General features: G+C 53.1%; 15 protein-coding genes and 1 pseudogene. 9 read left to right on the top strand and 7 right to left on the bottom strand.

The features are described 5' to 3' along the window. Positions 1 to 59: 59 nt before the first annotated feature. Both JMJ04_RS43435 and JMJ04_RS43430 read left to right on the top strand, forming a co-directional pair. Entirely contained in the window at positions 60 to 962 is a 903-nt protein-coding gene (locus JMJ04_RS43435; RefSeq protein ID WP_201376607.1) for a GNAT family N-acetyltransferase, read from the top strand. 500 nt (positions 963 to 1,462) lie between these two features. Next, the gene (locus JMJ04_RS43430; RefSeq protein WP_201376606.1) at positions 1,463 to 1,786 is read left to right on the top strand and encodes a hypothetical protein; all 324 of its coding nucleotides are present in this window, start codon (positions 1,463 to 1,465) and stop codon (positions 1,784 to 1,786) included. Between the two features lie 62 nt (positions 1,787 to 1,848). Here JMJ04_RS43430 and JMJ04_RS43425 read toward each other — a convergent pair whose 3' ends face one another. Next, complete coding sequence (locus JMJ04_RS43425; protein WP_201376605.1) at positions 1,849 to 2,757, bottom strand: alpha/beta fold hydrolase; 909 nt, start codon at positions 2,755 to 2,757, stop codon at positions 1,849 to 1,851. A gap of 551 nt (positions 2,758 to 3,308) precedes the next feature. Beyond that, the gene (locus JMJ04_RS43420; RefSeq protein WP_201376604.1) at positions 3,309 to 5,969 is read right to left on the bottom strand and encodes a tetratricopeptide repeat protein; all 2,661 of its coding nucleotides are present in this window, start codon (positions 5,967 to 5,969) and stop codon (positions 3,309 to 3,311) included. A gap of 462 nt (positions 5,970 to 6,431) precedes the next feature. Here JMJ04_RS43420 and JMJ04_RS43415 point away from each other — a divergent pair, with 462 nt between their 5' ends. After that, positions 6,432 to 7,370 (top strand): ISL3 family transposase, encoded by a 939-nt coding sequence (locus tag JMJ04_RS43415; protein ID WP_201376603.1) that lies wholly within the window; start codon positions 6,432 to 6,434, stop codon positions 7,368 to 7,370. A gap of 3 nt (positions 7,371 to 7,373) precedes the next feature. Beyond that, positions 7,374 to 8,006, top strand: coding sequence for a transposase (locus JMJ04_RS43410; protein ID WP_201376602.1), 633 nt, complete (start codon positions 7,374 to 7,376; stop codon positions 8,004 to 8,006). Positions 8,007 to 8,389: 383 nt separating this feature from the next. Here JMJ04_RS43410 and JMJ04_RS43405 read toward each other — a convergent pair whose 3' ends face one another. Further along, the gene (locus JMJ04_RS43405; protein WP_201376601.1) at positions 8,390 to 9,202 is read right to left on the bottom strand and encodes a hypothetical protein; all 813 of its coding nucleotides are present in this window, start codon (positions 9,200 to 9,202) and stop codon (positions 8,390 to 8,392) included. Between the two features lie 308 nt (positions 9,203 to 9,510). On the opposite strand from JMJ04_RS43405, the gene JMJ04_RS43400 reads away from it, so the two are divergent. The 5 genes and pseudogenes from JMJ04_RS43400 to JMJ04_RS43380 all read left to right on the top strand — a co-directional run bounded on the left by JMJ04_RS43400 (position 9,511) and on the right by JMJ04_RS43380 (position 13,837). Continuing rightward, complete coding sequence (locus tag JMJ04_RS43400; protein WP_201376600.1) at positions 9,511 to 9,774, top strand: hypothetical protein; 264 nt, start codon at positions 9,511 to 9,513, stop codon at positions 9,772 to 9,774. Positions 9,775 to 10,761: 987 nt separating this feature from the next. Beyond that, positions 10,762 to 11,418 (top strand): PadR family transcriptional regulator, encoded by a 657-nt coding sequence (locus tag JMJ04_RS43395; protein WP_201376599.1) that lies wholly within the window; start codon positions 10,762 to 10,764, stop codon positions 11,416 to 11,418. An 88-nt stretch (positions 11,419 to 11,506) separates the two neighbouring features. Next, positions 11,507 to 12,325 (top strand): alpha/beta fold hydrolase, encoded by an 819-nt coding sequence (locus tag JMJ04_RS43390; RefSeq protein WP_201376598.1) that lies wholly within the window; start codon positions 11,507 to 11,509, stop codon positions 12,323 to 12,325. A gap of 77 nt (positions 12,326 to 12,402) precedes the next feature. After that, a pseudogene (locus tag JMJ04_RS47685) lies at positions 12,403 to 12,765 on the top strand (ISNCY family transposase); the annotation flags it as partial. Positions 12,766 to 13,330: 565 nt separating this feature from the next. Further along, positions 13,331 to 13,837, top strand: coding sequence for a barstar family protein (locus JMJ04_RS43380; RefSeq protein WP_201376596.1), 507 nt, complete (start codon positions 13,331 to 13,333; stop codon positions 13,835 to 13,837). A 19-nt stretch (positions 13,838 to 13,856) separates the two neighbouring features. Here the strand turns inward: JMJ04_RS43380 and JMJ04_RS43375 are convergent, their stop codons facing one another. The 4 genes from JMJ04_RS43375 to JMJ04_RS43360 form a co-directional block, all read right to left on the bottom strand. Next, positions 13,857 to 14,054, bottom strand: coding sequence for a hypothetical protein (locus JMJ04_RS43375; protein WP_201376595.1), 198 nt, complete (start codon positions 14,052 to 14,054; stop codon positions 13,857 to 13,859). A 538-nt stretch (positions 14,055 to 14,592) separates the two neighbouring features. Then, the gene (locus tag JMJ04_RS43370; protein ID WP_201376594.1) at positions 14,593 to 15,693 is read right to left on the bottom strand and encodes an NmrA family NAD(P)-binding protein; all 1,101 of its coding nucleotides are present in this window, start codon (positions 15,691 to 15,693) and stop codon (positions 14,593 to 14,595) included. Between the two features lie 91 nt (positions 15,694 to 15,784). Then, the gene (locus tag JMJ04_RS43365) at positions 15,785 to 16,333 is read right to left on the bottom strand and encodes a carbonic anhydrase (protein ID WP_201376593.1); all 549 of its coding nucleotides are present in this window, start codon (positions 16,331 to 16,333) and stop codon (positions 15,785 to 15,787) included. A 215-nt stretch (positions 16,334 to 16,548) separates the two neighbouring features. After that, positions 16,549 to 17,403: a MerR family transcriptional regulator gene (locus tag JMJ04_RS43360; RefSeq protein WP_201376592.1), complete on the bottom strand. Its 855-nt coding sequence runs from the start codon at positions 17,401 to 17,403 to the stop codon at positions 16,549 to 16,551. Between the last annotated feature and the right edge of the window lie 301 nt (positions 17,404 to 17,704).

Raw genomic sequence — 17,704 nt, 5'->3', positions numbered from 1 at the left:
AAAGCTATGTGCTTCGGTGTGCTATGTCTTTATTCGCTAAAAACATGAAGGAAGAAAAAATGAATCAACGTAGCGTAACAGGCGAAATTAAAACAGAGGTTACAGCAAGTGATCGAGCGAACATAGCCAGGCTGATCGAGGATTATCGCCTGTATGAAGGGGTGGACTGTCTCGTTTCCCTGGAAGAGATGCTTGCACCATCAGGAAACAAACCAGCACAGTTACTCCATTATCAGGGTGACACCCTCACCGGCTTCACCTACCTCCAACACCTCCGACCTGACTCAGAGATCGAGATCTACGGGATGGTACATCCAGATCACAGGCGTAAAGGTGTAGGAACGACGCTATTTGAGGCAGCGAAAGCTGTCTGGCGACGGAGAGGTGCTAGCGGCCTACTGCTGGTTTGTGATGGTGCCTTACCCTCCGGCAAAGCGTTTGCCTCCGCAAACAGGGGAGAATATCGTTTTTCGGAACATCGCATGGTGCTTGATCCAGCTAACATCAAGCGTCCCCAATGGTCACAAGGACAACAGGTACAGTTCCGACGCGCAGAAGCGACCGAAGTTCCAATCCTCACCCATCTCGTTTCACAGGCATTTGAGGCATCTGAAGAGGCAATGGAAAACTGGATCACGGAGGCTATTTCAGCAGACAACCAACGTTTTTACATCGGCCTGCTTGATGGGCTGCCAATTGGGTCACTCAGAACTGTCAGCATTGGTGAGCAGATCGATATCGTGACCTTCGGCGTACTCCCTCCCTATCGTGGGCGGGGTTACGGTCGGCAAATGCTCCTGGCAATCGTTGATCTGCTGCTTGAAGAACACTGGCCTAACATCGCTCTTGATGTAGAGACAAAGAATGCTAATGCCCTCGGACTCTACGAATCTTGCGGCTTCCGTACAATCAGAACATGTGATTACTACCAAGTAATCGAAGGGGGTCCTGCTCGCTCGTAGGCTGATAGAAGAGATAGCCTGTAAATCATCAGATTCTGCTCATAAAATCTTGTGCTTTACAGGCGAGCTATTTTGTTCGTACTTTCATCACCGACCGGCGTTCGAGGAGGTGGTAGACCCAGCGCAAAAAACTTGCCGCACCCGATTGAGTGGGGTGCGGCAAGTTTTTTGCGTCGAACTCATCCAGAGCAATGGAGAGACGGTACGATAGGAGAGGGCTGGTAAATTGAGCAAACTTCGACCGATTTTCAGGTGAAACGGGGGACGTCAATCACGGGAATCGGTGGTGAAACCTCGCCACGGAGAGTTTACAAATTCTGGCAGTGACGTTGACCGATGCGCCTCTCAAGCCAATGGATAAGTGGGAGAATCATCCTATATTTCAAGCAGATTCTTGCGTCAATCACGCTTCTTTCGTAGCATAAGGAGAAGATCATCGAGCTGGCAAAGGAAACGCCCAGTCTCGTCTCCTTTGCCGATCAAGCGCGGGAGTTGCAGAGATGCCGAAAGCCAAGCGAGAACGCAGGGAGCGGACCGATAACTATCATCTGCTTCAACAATGGTGTCGGACTCCAGAGCAGCGTTTGTATGAAGGGATTCGGCCTGTTGTGCTTTTCGGCATTCCTCCAGCAGAACGAGCACAGGAGACAGGTCTGGCGGAACGGAGTCTGGGCCGCGCTGCTGATGCCTTTGACACCCATGGTATCATCAGCCTCTTCCGCCCAACCAAAGCCCAACGAGAAGACCATCACCGCTCTCTTCCAGTCACTATGCGTCAATTGATCGTTGATCTCAAAGCCGAGTATGCCAACAGACGGCAATGATACTCAGGCTTTTCACCTGTGTTCACACAGTCACGGCTTCGGTATCGAACGCGAAAGCAAGGTTATGGCAAGGGCTCAGGGGCAATCATGCTGTTGTGAACCCGGCACTCTTCGACAAAAGCGAGTTCACGCAGGTAAAACGCACGCGCCGCTAAGTGGGCACTGAGTTGATGAACAACGAAGCGTTGGCGACGCACATCCACAAATGGGGCTTGTGGGAAGAGCTGGCTCAGTTCGTCCAGCGCAGATGCAGAGGACTCCCAGGTGGTGTCATACTCTCCAAGGGTCATCTGGACGGGAACGCGCACCTTAGCACTGATCTGACGAAGACGTTGGGGAAAGCGAAGCACCTCACGCAACTCCGCCATCGGCAAAGGAGCTCGACTCTGCTTCAAGCGTTCTCGGGCCTCATGAACCCAACTGTTGGCAGGTCCAAGGGACCTGGCGTTCTCGTCGAAAGGAAGCTCGACAAATGGGGCATTAGCCAGCAAGCTTTGAAAGCGTTGGAGGGCACCTGGCAACCAGCGTAATGCCGTCCCATGAGTGCTCACGCCAAGTAAAGGCACATCAGGCTGGCTGGCAGCCAACCCAAGGACGATGAGTCCCCCGAAGGATTGGCCAAGCAGAACGATTCCGGCCGAGTCGGCTCCATACTGCTCCCAGGCCGCGGTCAGCGCGAGCCGCAGGAGGGCGATCTGGCCATCAAAGGTGCTGAGATCTTCGGCGATCTGTTGGCTGGCCCCATAGCCCGGTCGATCCAGCGCCAGCACCGCGTACCCAAGAGCGGCCGCCGTATCGAGGAAGCCTGCTTCGCCAGGGATGGTGTTATCAAAGATAGCGGCTGAGAGGGCGCCCCCATGCAAGGCCACAATCAGAGCGCGAGGAGCGCTCGAAGGTTTCGCATACACTCCCGAGAGGTCACTCTGACCTGCTCGGATCAGAATGGGATGCTTGGTTATTGAAAGGCTCATCTTTTCACTCTCTTTTCTTCTTTTTTCCAGGGGACATCGCCACTGGTGCTGACGCAGGACCTTGGAGGGATCCTCGGAAAGAGGATGAAGCAACATACTGGAACTGCTTCTCTCAAGCCTCTCTATTCCCAAATCCACTCCCCGCGCCAGAATCGTTTTTTTCTCAAGACGTCGCTTCTGGTCAATTCGGAGCGGCGTCCATAGGACACTTACTGAAACAAGGGGAAAACGTTCTATTCCATCTCAGCAGGATTTTAGGCGGGTTTTTCTGTCGGGACCCGTTTTGTCCAATATCATTTGTTCATACTCCTTATCCATTTGAAAGAGCGCTGATGCGTAAGCGGGGATCCGGCAGGAGGCTGCCCTCCTCTTGCCAGGTCCTGCCTGGATCGCTTTCCAACTCTGTTGCTTGGAGTATATGTGGAAAGGGGAGTTTGAAGCATCGGCAATCGCGTCTATCTTTCACCCGCGATGCCGAAAGAGCATTGCCTAGGTAATGGGGGGTAGTTGCCAGCGGGAAGCGTGCTGAAACTGGCGATCGATGGAGGAATTTAGAGCAAGTGGGCATCAAGTGCGTAGCGTATAGCGGCGAAACGTGAAGAGAGACCCAGCTTGCTGTAGATGGAGCGCAGATGGGCGTGAACCGTGCGGGGGCTGATGACCAGCACCTCTGCGATCTGCGCATCTGTGTGTCCCCGCGCGACCAGGCGCAGGACCTCGATCTCGCGCTCTGTCAGATGAGATGGCCCAACTTCTCTACGCAGTGGCGTTGGTGATTGAGAAGCAACAGGTTCGTGCAAGGCCTGCGAAGCGAGGAAGCGTGCGGGAGACATCCCCTGACCCTCTTCCCAGGCAGCAGTGAAGGTCTGCGGGCCGAGCTGCTGGCGCACAGCTGCCACAACAGGCTCATTGTTCGCGCCTGTCGGTTGCAGGTGATCAACGGGAAGCGAGAAATGCGGTAAAGTTTTCCTCTGGCTCCATACCTGGCTCGCTCCCCACAGGCGCACGGCCCATTGGAGCTTGTGTTGCCGTGCCGCGAGCTGGCCCCATGAACGCAGAACGGAGGCAATGCCTTCGGTCTCATTCAGGCGCTCGAATAGTTCCAGGCTCTTACGATAGCAAGCGTGCGCCACTTCGTACTTCTCCTGCTGCCTCGCCGCCTCTGCCAGACGCAGAGAGGCCCAGGCGAGATGGCGTTGTGTGCCCAGAGCATGATAGGAGCGACGTGCTTCCTCAAGCCAGGGCTGTGCCAGTTCTGCGTTTCCCTGCTCCAGCTCAAGCTGACCGAGCAAATCAAGGGCACGCGCCTGGTGGAAGGCTTCCTTTGTCTCCCTACACAGTGCCAGGCTTTCTTCAAAAAGTGAGTGAGCATCTCTCGTCTCGCCCTGCGCAAAACGGAGCCGCCCCATGCTCCGGAGCGCACGCGCCAGATTCTTTTTCTGCTTCGTCATGCGACAGAGGGCGACGCTCTGCTCCAGGCACGTTTGTGCCTCCGTGAACTCCCCCTGATCAAGAGCAATATTCCCGGCGGTTATCCGGGCAAGGGCCAGCACCGTGGGATCATCTTTGGTGAGCCGAGAGCACTGTGCCAACAAGGATTGAGCTTGCTTCCCATCCTGGTGGACGACCCAGGCCAGATAGCCGAGCCAATAGGAGGCCATCGCGCTTCCCCGAGCATCCTCGGCCTCGCCAAAACAACGCAAGCTTTCCTGATAGAAGCGCTCCGCTTGCTCACCGTCATCCTGGACAAGGGCAAGCCATGCGGCTGCTTGCAGCGCCCTGGCTTTTATCTTCGGGGAAACCTCGACCGAGAGCCCAAGGGTGCGTTCGACCCAGTCGCGTTCCTGACTGCTAGACCAGCGATACCAGCGTACCGTCCAGAACCGGGCGATAGCGCCAGCCAGGCGCAGCGCCATTTCCGCGTTGTGCTCTTGCTCTGCGTGCTCTACCAGCCATTGCAGCGTCATGCGCAGATTCTCGCGCTCCCATTCCAGACGCTCAAACCAGTTCTCCTGTTCACTCCCAGACGAGGAGGCTGCTGCCTCGGCAAGCTGGACAAAATAGCGGGCTTGAGCGGCTCTGACCATCTCTGCTTCCTGACAAACAACCAGCTGTTCCCAGCCGAATTCGCGCACCGTCTCCAACATGACAAAGCGCGGCTCATCGTGCTCCTGCTCTCGTCTCACCAGCAGATGCTTGCCTAATAAGGAAGTAGCGGTGTCCTCAAGTGTAGCCGTTTCGCTCTCAGGCCAGGCGGAGATCGCCGCGAGTATCGGCAGTGTACATCCGCCGACAAAGGCCGAGAGCCGTCGATAGGTGCGCTGTTCAAGAGGGGTGAGCAAGTCATAGCTCCATTGTAGCGTCGCACGAAGGGTCTGCTGTCGCGCGGGAAGATCGCGTGGGCCATTTGTCAAAAGGGTCAGGCGACGGGTCAGGCGCTGGTGCAGGGCATGAAGCGAGAGGACGCCCAGGCGCGCAGCGGCCAATTCAAGAGCCAGAGGCAACCCGTCCAGGCGCTGACAGATGGCTATCACAAGCGGCGCATTCTCGGCAGTCATTTGAAAGGAAGGGAGCGTTGCCTGTGCACGCTCGACGAACAGCGCAATGGCCCCATACTGCGCCAGAGCTTCAGGGCCAACGGGCATCTGTGGACCAGGGAGCGCAAGCGGCTGAAGTTCCAGCTCGTGTTCTCCCCGCACATGCAACCGCTCACGGCTTGTTACAACGACCTTGAGCGCGGGGCACGAGGTCAGCAATTCGACCAGGAGTGGGGAGGCGCCGATAACCTGCTCGAAGTTATCCAGTACCAGCAACAGGTGCCTCGTGCGGAGAGAGATGATCAACTCCTCCAAAGGAGGATGGGCACTCTTCTGCTGGAAGGAAAAAGCCTCAAGCAAAGTAGGGAGGACAAAGGAAGCGTCTTGAACAGGTGCCAGGTTGAACAGGTAAACGCCATCAGAAAAGTCGTGCTGTACCTGAGCCGCGATGGCGAGCGCCACACGGGTTTTCCCGACGCCGCCGGTCCCTGTGACCGTGAGCAGACGAACCTGCGTGTTATGCAGCAGGCGCTCACCCTCCTCTACCTCCTGTGCCCTGCCGAGAAGGCGGGTCAAGGGAAGCGGTAAGCCGGGTAGCGAAGCTCCATCCAGCTTCCCAGAGGGAGAAGGCAGGGGAAAGAGCTGTTCCGTAGTTTTGTTCTGATGGTTTTCCACGAGGAGAAGTATCTCTCTTAATCCCGAAATGGTCTCCTCTAACGAGCAATCTCTCACAAGTGACACGGCGAGGAGGCCATGTGAATGTTCCAGGAGAGGTTTTTTGTTTTTCTCCCATCCTCATCATACCATATTCGTCAGGGTTCTCACAAAGTGCCATTCGGAGTCGTTCTCACTCCTAATATTCTTTGGCGGGTTCGTGGAGAGGAAAAAGGTCACTCTTTGTGCGTGGAACACGTCACTGACTCTTTGCTTCCCTCTCTCCTATACTTGCTTCATACTGACGATCCGCAAGAGCTTTTGCTTTTGCACTTGAACAAAAGAAAAGGAAATACTTTGGAGTGAACCCAAATGACCGGGTCAGACGCATTTTTGATGACACTCAAAGAGCCATTGGGAACACTGTAATCTACATTTGGAGGTGAACATTGACTGTGACCTGAAGAGAAAAGAGCGTTTCCGATGGCACCCTTCAATCTCTTACCTGATGCAACTCAACTTGAGCTCACGAATATTACCATTGACCATATCACCCATGAGATCACGGCCATAGCCACAACAAGAGCAATGGAGGCTCTCTGTCCTCTTTGTCACCTGCCTTCAAGACGGGTTCACTCTCGCTACAAGAGGCAATGGGCAGATCTTCCTTGTTGTGGTCAATCTGTCCGTTGGATTGTCGAAGCTCGTCGTTTTCGCTGCCAAAATCCAGATTGCAGCCGCAATATCTTTTGTGAGCGTCTTCCCACCTGTGCTGTTGCCTACGCTCGGCGAACCGTGAGAGCAACACGTGTTTTGACGGCCCTCTCCTTTGCACTGGGAGGTCGAGCAGGAGCCCACTTGGCGGAAGACCTTTCCATGCAGGTCAGTCATGATACGCGTGTACGCCTCATACGCAAGGAGGCCAACACCGCAGATCAATTGGTGCGTATCCTGGGAGTAGATAATTGGAGTTATCGCCGAGGCAAGCGCTATGGAACGCTTCTGTTGAATCTGGAAACACACCGCCCAATCGATGTTCTGCCTGATCGCACTGCTGCGACCCTTGCCAAATGGCTGGCAAATCACCCTGAAATTCTGGTTATCAGCCGAGATCGCGGCGGCGAATATGCTTTGGGATCTCGTCAAGGTGCTCCTCAAGCAGTTCAAGTCGCAGATCGCTTCCATGTCGTGCGTCATCTGGCAGAAGTGCTGGAGCGCAGTTTTCATCGCCACCGTCACCTCCTCAAACACATTCATCTTCCTGTCACCAACGAGAATGCGATCCCTCTCTTCGTCCGCTATGCCCGACCAGATCGGGAACATCGGAAGAAACAGGCGAGAGACAAACTCGTTGAACGCTACGAGGCCGTACAGCGCTTCGTGAAGCAAGGCGTGAGTCATCGCGAAATTGCACGGCGATGACACATGCATCGAGAATCGGTTCTTCGTTACTCCAAAGCAGAAAGCTTTCCTGAAAAGCCCTCTCGCTCGCCCAAGCCTGGCATTCTCACTCCTTATGAACCCTACCTGAGAGCTCGCTATCAAGAAGGGTATCGTAATGAATTGGGACTGTGGCGAGAAATTGTGGCGCAAGGGTTCACCGGCACCCGAATGACGGTGGTGCGCTATGTGTTGGGCTTACGCCAATTGGAACAACAGGGTGTTGCTCTCCCTTCCATCTCCCAGACGACTGAACTGACGCCACGTCGCCTCGTTGGCCTACTCTGGCGACATGACAAGGAATTGAGTCAAGAGGAAGTGCAAGCCTTGACCCAGGCAAAAAAACTCCACCCAGAGTTGGAGCGAAGCGCATCGCTGTTTCAACTGTTTCTCCAGATGGTACGAGAGCGCCGGGGAGAAGAACTCGATCTCTGGTTACATGCAGCGGTTCACAGTGGTATTCCTGAACTACGCTCGTTTGTCGTCAAATTGCGCCAGGATCAGGAAGCAGTGCAAGCTGGACTCATTTTTTCTTGGAACAATGGTGTTGTGGAGGGGCATGTCCATCGCTTGAAGTACCTCAAGCGGCAGATGTATGGCAGGCAGGGCGAATTTTGACCTCCTGCGCCAGCGTGTTCTTCACCATTCAGTGGATTCATCATGATCATCAAAAATGCGTCAGACCCGGCTTGAAGGGTCCACTCCAGAATGTGAGTATCTTTCTTCGTGGGGAACAAGCGGAACAAAACTTTTGCTGGATCTTATTCTATCACTCATCCCTTTTCACGGAAAGTGAGAATGAACCTATTTGCTGCCATGGAATTAAGCAATTTACAGGCTTGTAATTCGTTGGATTAGACGTTTGATTACTTATTAAAACCAGCAAATCACAAGCCTTTTCCTCCAAAAATCGCCTACTGATACGTCTATCGCTCAAAATAGCCGATTTTCATTCACTTTTCTGGTTCGGAGAGCCATCGTACTTCCTTCTAAAAACTCGGCTAGTTTAGCAGGAAGCTTGATTGCGACTCAAGGAAAGATGCCCATCGATCATTACAGTAATCATTTACAACAGTCAGATTTAACCACCACGCAACATAGTAATCACCATACGGTTCTGAGTGGTTAATGTTAAGGGTAATCGGTGCAGCGTCGTAGACGCTCGGACAACCAAAAGGACCACCCCAACCAAACCAGTCATTCGCGTAAAAGCCCACATCTGCGTAATACGTATCATTTGGCATGTTAACACCTTGTTCTGATACTCTGTCAATAAAAATCCCACTACAACCATTGGCGTAGTAAGTTATATCGACATAAGCACAGTATCCGTTCCCTCCTGGATTCCCTGTAGCATAGAGCGTTTCTTGTCCAGTAAAACACGATGACTGCGCCATGCTAGATTGTAGCGATGCCTTTTTGCTATTCCTCAGCTTCTGCACATCTGCAAATGTTTGCTTAAGTATCGCAGTTGATGCATTTTTATGAGGAAGTAATACATATGCATCGTGTTGCGCGATAGCTGTTGTTTTCTTAACAATTCGTGTGTCAAGTATAGTTCCTGGAGAGCATATTTGTGTTGATACACTTTCATGTGCTGTTCCTATTCCCTGTTCTCTACGCTTAGTGCACCCCCTGTTTGCTGTATTATCCACAACAATTATTACCGAAGGGTCCGACATTGTGTTGGCAGCATGAGCAGACGCTGTTGGAATAGAAATGGCTTCGAAGAAGCCAAAGCAGAGTACGCAAACAAGCGCAAGCAGGTTTACTTTTTTCCTCAAAAGGAAAAATCTCTGTTGAATTTTTTGCATGGAACTACCTTTCTTTTCTCTGTAACGCCAATTACTAATCCGATCAAATCAATAGATTTGATAAGGTATTGTCAACTTAATTTTTTTATTGATGAGCTTTCACCACTTCGATGCCATATCAGCCATAATTCTCGAACAAACAAGGGCAAGAAACAGGGCACAATCCCCACTTTGAGGCCTGTTTCTCTTCTATAAGCTCTACAATTGTAATTAAGTTGACAATACCGCCGGGTGTGAACGGAAAAGAGCCTGAACAGCAAACTGTCTCTGAAAACGCCATACCGAATGTACTAAGCGCAGTAGAAACGGTGGAAACGGCGAAAGAACAGGAAGACACGGGCAAAACAGCCAACTGCACGTTCTCAGGAGTGGTTCGTATCGATCTGCAACGGTTTACCAACAGTGACGTCAACCTGGTGGAATGCCCTGGCTGTGGAAGAATGCGTTCGCTTACCCCGGTCAAGGGTGTCCTCCGGTTCAAAGCGCACCCCCCACGCAAGCAGCAGACCCTTTTGACCGCGAAACGTTGGTCCTCTACAGGAACAATGGACTGGAATGTGGTCGGAGGCTAGAAAAGAGAGGATTCAACAGGTAATCTACCCATTGCTCAGATCGAGAATCGAGAGAGGCATGCTGGAGAAAATGCGAGAAAGGAGTCATTACAAATGGAAATGATTACAGATCAGGACGAATTAGATCGCCGGATTCGGAATCGAGAAGGGTTCTTGCGTAATGCGGGTGAAACAGCAGACGCATACAAATAGCATGACCTATCACGTCTCAAGCCAGAGCCAGGGTTCTGCGGATCGAATCTGATGACTGTTTCGCCTCCTGGGAGTTATCCCAAACATTATGCTGCCACCGAAGATGATATTCCAGAGCATGAGCGGTCACATCGCTGTAGCAAGTGCCGTAAGTAAATGTCAACTGGGTCTCAATACAAGATAAAGTCACATTAACATATGTGTGAACACCGAAATGGCTAGATTTGCCTTTTTTCGGGTCACTGTATCAATGTGGGAAAAACCGGTTCTCCCGCAGAAATGGTGCTCAGCAAGTTGACAATACCCCCTCAAGGCTGGTTAGGTCATGCAACGCTTGAGATGATTAATACCTATGTGCGGTTGGCAGAGCAAGATAACAGAGATCTGTATGTTCGCTATTCTCCTGTGGATGCGCTGAAAATGCACCTTGGGGCAAATGGCAAACGCGAACAGCTAAGGGAATGGCGTAAATCTCGAAAATGAACCTAAGGCGATTTAAATTAGCACAATGGCAATAATTGAGCTCGGCTAGGGACTGATTGTATTAGTGTCCTGGCCTTATTTTTTTCTACGGCGGTAATCTTTCTTTGCTGGGCTTTCTGTAAGAACAGGAAGGTGTCTTCACGGGAGTTCTCCGGGAGAAGCCAGAAGCCTGCTTTCACCTTACACTCGCGAACAGATCCAAACGACCTAGTACTTGACAACAAATATTCTCTATTATATATTCTCAACAGAATAGTCTGACAAAGATATCACCTCCCCTCCTTCTGGGGTACAGATCAGAACAGAGGAGAAATGACGACAAAACGCAAGATTCAGAATCCACTCGCATTGGCGGTCCTTGCTTGTCTCACGGAACACCCCATGCATCCATATGAGATAGCCACAACACTACGCGAACGGGGGAAGGACCAGAGCATCAAGCTGAACTTCGGCGCGCTCTACACCGTCGTTGAGGCGCTGCAACGACACGGACTCATCAGCGCACGTGAGAGCGAGCGCGAGGGCCGCCGTCCTGAGCGTACAGTCTACCGCCTGACCAGGGCCGGTCGTATCGAACTCATCGACTGGCTGAGCGAGCTCATCAGCAAACCGGTCAAAGAGTATACTCAGTTCGAGGCAGGACTCTCGCTCATTCCGGTACTGCCACCTGAAGATGCAGTCGTGCTTCTTGAACAGCGCTGTACGCATCTGGAGATGGAGATTGAGCAGCAACGCTCCTTCCTCCAACGCGTCGTGCAGCGTGGAATCTCGCGCCTCAATTTGATCGAGAGCGAGTACCTGCTTGCTCTGTATGAGGCGGAACTCGCCTGGGCGCGCCAATTCGCCGAAGCGATTAGGTCGGGAACACTGGAGGGTCTGACTGAGTGGATGACCTTTTCTCGCGCAACGGGCTCACAGGAGTACGAAGAATCCCAACAGAAGGAAGAACCCAACGAGGGGAAAAACTAGCGTGTCAGCTTTGGCTTCGGCATGTTCTCCTCACTTGATCCAGGCTCTCGTCCATACATTGAAAAAGACAGATCAGGAAAAATTCGTCATGAACGAAATCTCTACTACTTCCACGGTGAAATCGAAGGATGGCACGATCATCGGTTATCGACAGGTAGGCCACGGGCCGGGGCTTCTGATCGTCCATGGAGGTCTCGAAACGGCTGAAAGCCATCAACAATTGGCCGATGAGCTCTCGACACACTTTACGGTGTACCTCTCAGATCGGCGAGGGCGAGGGATGAGCGGCCCCATAGGTTCCGGCTATACCATCCAGAAAGAAGTCGAAGACATCGAAGCGCTTCTGGCCAAAACCGATACGCACCTGCTCTTTGGACTCAGCTCAGGAGCCATTATCTGCCTTCAGGCTGCTCTCACCTTGCCGACCGTCCAGAAAATCGCGATCTACGAACCGCCACTCTCGATCAATGGCTCCTTCTCGCTGGATTGGGTCCAAGCATTTACCCGTGAAGTAGAGAAAGGCGACGAGACGTCGGCATTAGTTGTCGCTACCAAAGGCACGCAGCAATTTGGACACACCCTGCCCGGCTTCTTGTTCAAAGGCATGGCTCGTCTCATGTTAGGCGATATGCTTGCTCTCGTGCCAACCTTTCAGTATGATGCGCAGCTCGTTCAAGAGACACAGGATACCTGGCAGAATTTCAAGGATATTCAGGCCGATGTCCTGCTGCTGGGCGGCAGTAGAAGCCCAGCCTATCTGAAAACCGCACTTGATGCCCTTGAAAAACGCTTACCGCACGTCAAACGCGTTGAATTTGCTGGCCTCAATCACGGTGGTTCAGGCAACAAAAACAGGGGTGGCCGACCAGCACTGGTCGCGGCAGAGATGTCTCGCTTTTTTCTGTAATCGTTTGGGAGGGCTGGCTCTCCTCCAGGAACGCGCTGCCAGGCCAGCCTCAACTGCTGCAGATTAGTGAGCGTTCTATGGCAAGAAAAACAGGTCGCCCAGTTACGGCAACGGAGCAAGTGCTGACATGTCTGCATACGCACTGCGACCGTTGTGGACACTCGATCTCGGTGGCGTACCGCACTCAGCGGACCATTACCACGTTACAGGGGAATTGTCGGCTCATCCTGCGTGTTCGCCGGTGTCACAATCCACAGTGCGAGTGGTATCATCGGTCCTACCAACCAGAAGAAGAGGGGAAATGGGCCTTACCGCACAGTGAGTTTGGTCTGGACGTGATTGCCCTGGTTGGGGCGCTGCGCTATACCTCTCACCGCAGCGTACCAGAGATTCACCAGACGCTCTGTGATCGAGGTATTTCGATTGCTGAACGGACTGTGGATGGGGGACTCACAGCCCATGTTGGCATGGACCTTACAGGTATTACGACAGCTTCTAGTGCTCCTCAAGTGCTTCATTGGTTCCTTTATGGAATCTCTGGTTTTTTTGAAAACAAAGGGGCACTTTGCGTTATGGTAAGTAGAGGATGGGGATTTTTACATACCCCCCGAAACGGTGCCTGGTCAAAGCCGAGTGCACCGTTTCGGGGGGTATGTAAAAATCCCCATTAATACTCAAGGGCCTTCATCTGATCGCGTTCTCAAGATCGTTTTGCTCTTCCCAAAGCCAGTTATTTACAACTTCCAATGGCAGTCACACCAGATGCGAAGCGGTTTTCCCAGGCAATGAAGCATCAATTTCCATCCTTCAATGCAAAATCGGTCCATCCTTCGGATCTGTCCCACTTTTGGTGAATGCTGAGCTAATTGTCATGTGTCAAAATGGTTGGGTCCTCCACCGATGAAGGATGCCGCTCGATTGCTTCGACCAGGGATCTTTGTCTTCTCCAATCAGAACAGATATGATAGGGAAGATGACACGGTGGAAAAACGAAAGGAGAGCTCCATGGCAGAGGAAATCGATCATGCTTCTCGACTCGATAGGCAACTACTTCAGCACGGGCCTATCGCCCTGTATTTTCAGTGGCGCATTCTTGAAGAGGCCACTGAATGGTTTAGCCAGCAGAACTATGAAGTGGTGACATTTGACTGCCGCCAGTGGAGATCACCAGAGGACTTCTTTACCGATGTGAGCCAGCGACTACGCTTTCCCGAGTATTTCGGACGAAACCTGGACGCATTCAACGATTGCCTCAGCGAGATAGATCTCCCTCAAAAGCAAGGGACCGTTCTGGTCTTTCTTCGCTTTGAAACCTTTACGGCCCGCCACCCTCAGTTTGCCTGGACTGTGCTCGATATCATTGCGACCAATGCGTATCGCTTTTTACTTGACTCGTACCAATTGATTGCCCTCGTCCAATCTGATGACCCGAAGCTCTCCTTTCAGCCTGTAGGGGCCCACCCGGTTCTCTGGAATCCTCGTGAATGGTTCAACAAAAACAGAGGGTTGTAAAGCAGCAGCCCCATAGGCATTAAGTTAAGAGCCAATCAAGACCATTGAGAAGCAACTGAGCCAAGCAGGGTTCAGTCGAGCGAGGATTGACCCGACAACCAGATTGCATCATTCGAGAGAGTTGGTCGACCAGCAAGCGTAAACGGTAGAAGCCAGAGAGCACTTCCAATCCCTGTAAGGCAAGGGAACGCACCACCTGGTAAATGACTTGCGACATGAGCGAGTTTGGCCCTCCGATGTAAGCACTTGCCCACCGATATGAGCAGTTCAGTTCATAACTGCGAGCGCAGCCGCTTCAAATGCGGATCGGGCTCAATCATTTCTGTAAATTCCTGCGGTGTTGTTTATTTTTTTGCCTGTTCCACATGTAATGTAGGAATTACATGAACGATAGTAGGACTATTCTGTGGCTGATTCTTCCTTCAAAAAAGAGGAGGTCAGCCACAGATTTATCAAAAATCCGTTCGCGTCCTGGTAAATGAGGTGACGAGTGATCAGGTTTTAGTGCGAAGAGTGAGCAGCTCAACTATTGGCGACGAGGGAAGCCGCTTGAGATGCGGATCATTCTCAATCGTTTCTGTAAATTAGCACGCGAATTTTCCTGTTTTTGCCTGTTATGAGTGGGCTATAGTAGCAGGAAACCCTGCGAGACGCGCCTGTTCCAGCCCAAAAAGAGGGAAGCCCGGGATACATGCAAAATTCTATCACGAGATCCTCGTGATAGAATTTTGCATGTATCCCGGGCTTCCCTCTTTTTATGATTGGCCGTGCCCGAACGCTGCTTTCTCTCCTGAGAGCTCGTATGTTTGCGGCTCATGGCTTTGACGCCATTCTGGGGAGTCCGCGCTGAAGACCACATGCGATCTCTCGGAAAATTCATCGAGAGCGAGGTATGGAGCCGTTTTGAGAGCTGGACGGAGCAGCAAGATGATCATCCTGAGCATAAGCTTGAACTGGATGACGAAGCTGCGCCTGACTCCCGGCATGGTGGCCGCATAGCGCCTCGCGATGGTCTCAAAATCCTCCGCCTCTCTGCCGGTGATGCGGCGCACCACATCCGTCGGCGCATTCACGCCAAACGCATTCTTCTGGTAATCGATCACGTATTGCGAATACGCGGCCAGGTTGTACAGAGACAAGCGCCCGCGCATAATCTTGGCCACCATCCGCATCGGCGCATTGCGGTAGGTGACCTTGCGCCCCAGCACCTTGCCGAGGATGGCCGCGAGGTCTTGCGGAGACAGCAGTTCGGGGCCTGTAGGCCGATACGTCTTGCCAGCGTGCCCTTCTGGCCGCGCGAGAATCTCCGCCACCACACGGGCTATATCTTCGTTGGAAGGAGGCGCGTTGAGACCCGACCCATAGGGCAAGGATAACAGCCCAAATTGCGCGGCAAACGGTAAGACTTGCATCTCGTTGTCCGCGAAAAACCCGGCGTTGATGGTGGTCACCGCGGTTCCCGGTAACAACGCAAACAACCGGTCCGCCAGCCAGACCTCGCGCGTGTGGATGGAAGGGTGATTGGGGTTGGACAGCCACTGGCTCATGGCGACGACGGATTCCAATTGGTGCTCAGCCGCGACCACCGTAAAGATGGCTGCCGCTTTGAGGTACCCTGCCTCATTGGGCACACAGAAGTAGGCACGTTTGGCCCCGGACATCGCAGTTCTCATATCGGTGGGATCGGTGAGCGAACCGACGACGATCTCCGCGCCTTTGGCCTTGAGGTGTTCGCTGCGCTGATCGGCGCGATGCACCAAGGCGGTGACGGGAAAGCCTTCGTCCAGCAGTTGCAGCGCAACGGGCATGCCCGTTCGTCCAGCGGCGGCCAAAACAAGGATTCTGGGTTTATTCATGGGATAAAGCTCCTGGTTTGCTAGGTGGAGAAAGACCACGGGATGCGTTGAGATGGGAGCAGAGACGACATGCCTGACGCCCCCGCGCGTCTTACGCCTGGCTCTCCGGGTGACGCAAGGGAGCCGGTGGCACGACGACCTCGACCAGGCCGATGGTCACGTCATAGACGAGTCCGGACACCAGCCAGTTGCCGGGCAGGGCGGGATTTGCCTTGAGGGCAGCCACATCGACCGCCACTGCGGCGTGAGGATCCGTGACCGCTTTGGCCGCCAGTGCTTCCTGATCGATACCAAAGTAGCTCGCCAGCAGGGCCGGTTGCCCTTGGAGGTGCGCAATCCCGCAGTGGGTATGCTGAAGCACGATCAGGTGAAACGCGCCGGCGGGAGGGCCACCTTCCCCCTGGGCAATCCTGCTCAGCATCCCCATGGTCTGCAACGTTGCGGGAGTGATGCGCCCCCCCACATTGCGGATCACGACTGCCTCTCCTGGCTGGAGACCAAGCAGGTGAGCCGGATCGACGCGTGGATCCACACAGCCAATGATCATAATTCTCAAGGTTGGCATCAGGGATAACCCCCTGGGGAAATGATGGGTAGCGAAGTCCTGGTTCCGTTCTATCAAGGTATCAAGCATTGTCATACTGCTTCTCCTTTATCAATCTCTTTCGTAAACAACAGCCATCTTGTACTGTTCTCGAGACATACGCCTTACGAGAGGTTCGGTGTATGCTGAGGGAGCGGTATGCCGTTTCCGTTTGTTTCACGCCACTTTATACAAGTGATAGCAGGAGTATACCGTTTGACGTTACGCCAAAGTCAAGCCTACATTCCCATCCATCGAGCGGCGGCAACACCTCAACTGCGGCGGGCAGGATACGCGCACCTGGTCACGGGCAGTTGAATCTCGACCACCGCTTCGTCCTGCTCCTGCGATTGCGGCAACTGGATCAAGAGCTCGCGCCCCGCTCCGTTCATCTGCCACCCATGGTGTTCCATCCAGGTCGCCAGTGCTCCAGAACTCTGATGGGTGTCGCTGACCCGCCCGACGTGGGCCAGGGTTGCCATGGTCTCCACTGCTGGCAAGGTCCTCAGCGTGAGCACCTCTTCCTCGGGGAGTTCGAGCGACTGTGGCCCTTTCCCCAGGAGCAGGTAGCCAACTTCGACATCGAGGGCGGCAGGATCGTACAGGGGGGAATGGATGATAACGGTGAGATGTCCAAGGTTGTGGTGCCCCATCCTGGCCGGAACCGTCATCGCGATTCTGCGCACGAGATGCTGGATCGCATCCATGCCGGGCAGTACGTCGCGTCGCCCAAGAAACGGCGTTGCTGGTACCGCTTTCAGGATCACGTCAGGCTCCTGCATCTGCCCATGGGTGTCGATCTGCTGCAATCTGCTCTCTACGATGCGCAATCGCTCCATCTCTTCCTGAACCGATTGCTCGATCTGGGCTTTGCGTAAGGTCAACATCCCTCGAATTTCCTCAACCGAGGTCTCCTGATCCAGGAGTCGGGCAATGTGTTCCAATGATAAGCCGAGTTCTTTGAGCACCAGAATGCGATTGAGCCGAGGCAGTTGCCGCGCGCTGTAGTAGCGATATCCCGTTTCTGGGTCGATAGACTGGGGACGCAGCAAACCAATCTCATCGTAATACCGCAACAGACGACCTGAAACCCGGGCGATTTGGGAGAATTCGCCGATACGAAACATGTCAATTCCTCCTTGGAGAGTTCTCTCCAGGAAGTGTACCGTTTGACGCTACGGCAATGTCAAGAGCGTTTACCCTTCTTCTGTTTTCTACGCTTCACATGATGAGAAAGATCGTTATCCTTTGAGCAGTTTCAGTTTCTCTTTGAGATGGGCTCGGCTGAGCCTTCCATTAGTTGAGCTGCTCACTCTTCGCGCCGAGTGATCACTCTTCGCCCTAAAACCTGATCACTCGTCACCTCATTTACCACGTCCTTCCCACATGTATCATATATCCGTGCTAGAATAAGGAAAATCTTTGAAG

The sequence above is a fragment of the Ktedonobacter robiniae genome, assembly GCF_016587375.1.
GTDB lineage: Bacteria > Chloroflexota > Ktedonobacteria > Ktedonobacterales > Ktedonobacteraceae > Ktedonobacter > Ktedonobacter robiniae.
This window is presented reverse-complemented; position numbering and strand designations above follow the sequence as displayed.

What these genes read in the sequence shown, in the direction of transcription:
- JMJ04_RS43360 (WP_201376592.1), bottom strand. Translation starts at nt 17,403, where the DNA reads ATGTTTCGTATCGGCGAATTCTCCCAAATCGCCCGGGTTTCAGGTCGT.
- JMJ04_RS43435 (WP_201376607.1), top strand. Translation starts at nt 60, where the DNA reads ATGAATCAACGTAGCGTAACAGGCGAAATTAAAACAGAGGTTACAGCA.
- JMJ04_RS43395 (WP_201376599.1), top strand. Translation starts at nt 10,762, where the DNA reads ATGACGACAAAACGCAAGATTCAGAATCCACTCGCATTGGCGGTCCTT.
- JMJ04_RS43380 (WP_201376596.1), top strand. Translation starts at nt 13,331, where the DNA reads ATGGCAGAGGAAATCGATCATGCTTCTCGACTCGATAGGCAACTACTT.
- JMJ04_RS43430 (WP_201376606.1), top strand. Translation starts at nt 1,463, where the DNA reads ATGCCGAAAGCCAAGCGAGAACGCAGGGAGCGGACCGATAACTATCAT.
- JMJ04_RS43365 (WP_201376593.1), bottom strand. Translation starts at nt 16,333, where the DNA reads ATGACAATGCTTGATACCTTGATAGAACGGAACCAGGACTTCGCTACC.
- JMJ04_RS43425 (WP_201376605.1), bottom strand. Translation starts at nt 2,757, where the DNA reads ATGAGCCTTTCAATAACCAAGCATCCCATTCTGATCCGAGCAGGTCAG.
- JMJ04_RS43375 (WP_201376595.1), bottom strand. Translation starts at nt 14,054, where the DNA reads ATGTCGCAAGTCATTTACCAGGTGGTGCGTTCCCTTGCCTTACAGGGA.
- JMJ04_RS43390 (WP_201376598.1), top strand. Translation starts at nt 11,507, where the DNA reads ATGAACGAAATCTCTACTACTTCCACGGTGAAATCGAAGGATGGCACG.
- JMJ04_RS43410 (WP_201376602.1), top strand. Translation starts at nt 7,374, where the DNA reads ATGCATCGAGAATCGGTTCTTCGTTACTCCAAAGCAGAAAGCTTTCCT.
- JMJ04_RS43405 (WP_201376601.1), bottom strand. Translation starts at nt 9,202, where the DNA reads ATGCAAAAAATTCAACAGAGATTTTTCCTTTTGAGGAAAAAAGTAAAC.
- JMJ04_RS43415 (WP_201376603.1), top strand. Translation starts at nt 6,432, where the DNA reads ATGGCACCCTTCAATCTCTTACCTGATGCAACTCAACTTGAGCTCACG.
- JMJ04_RS43370 (WP_201376594.1), bottom strand. Translation starts at nt 15,693, where the DNA reads ATGAATAAACCCAGAATCCTTGTTTTGGCCGCCGCTGGACGAACGGGC.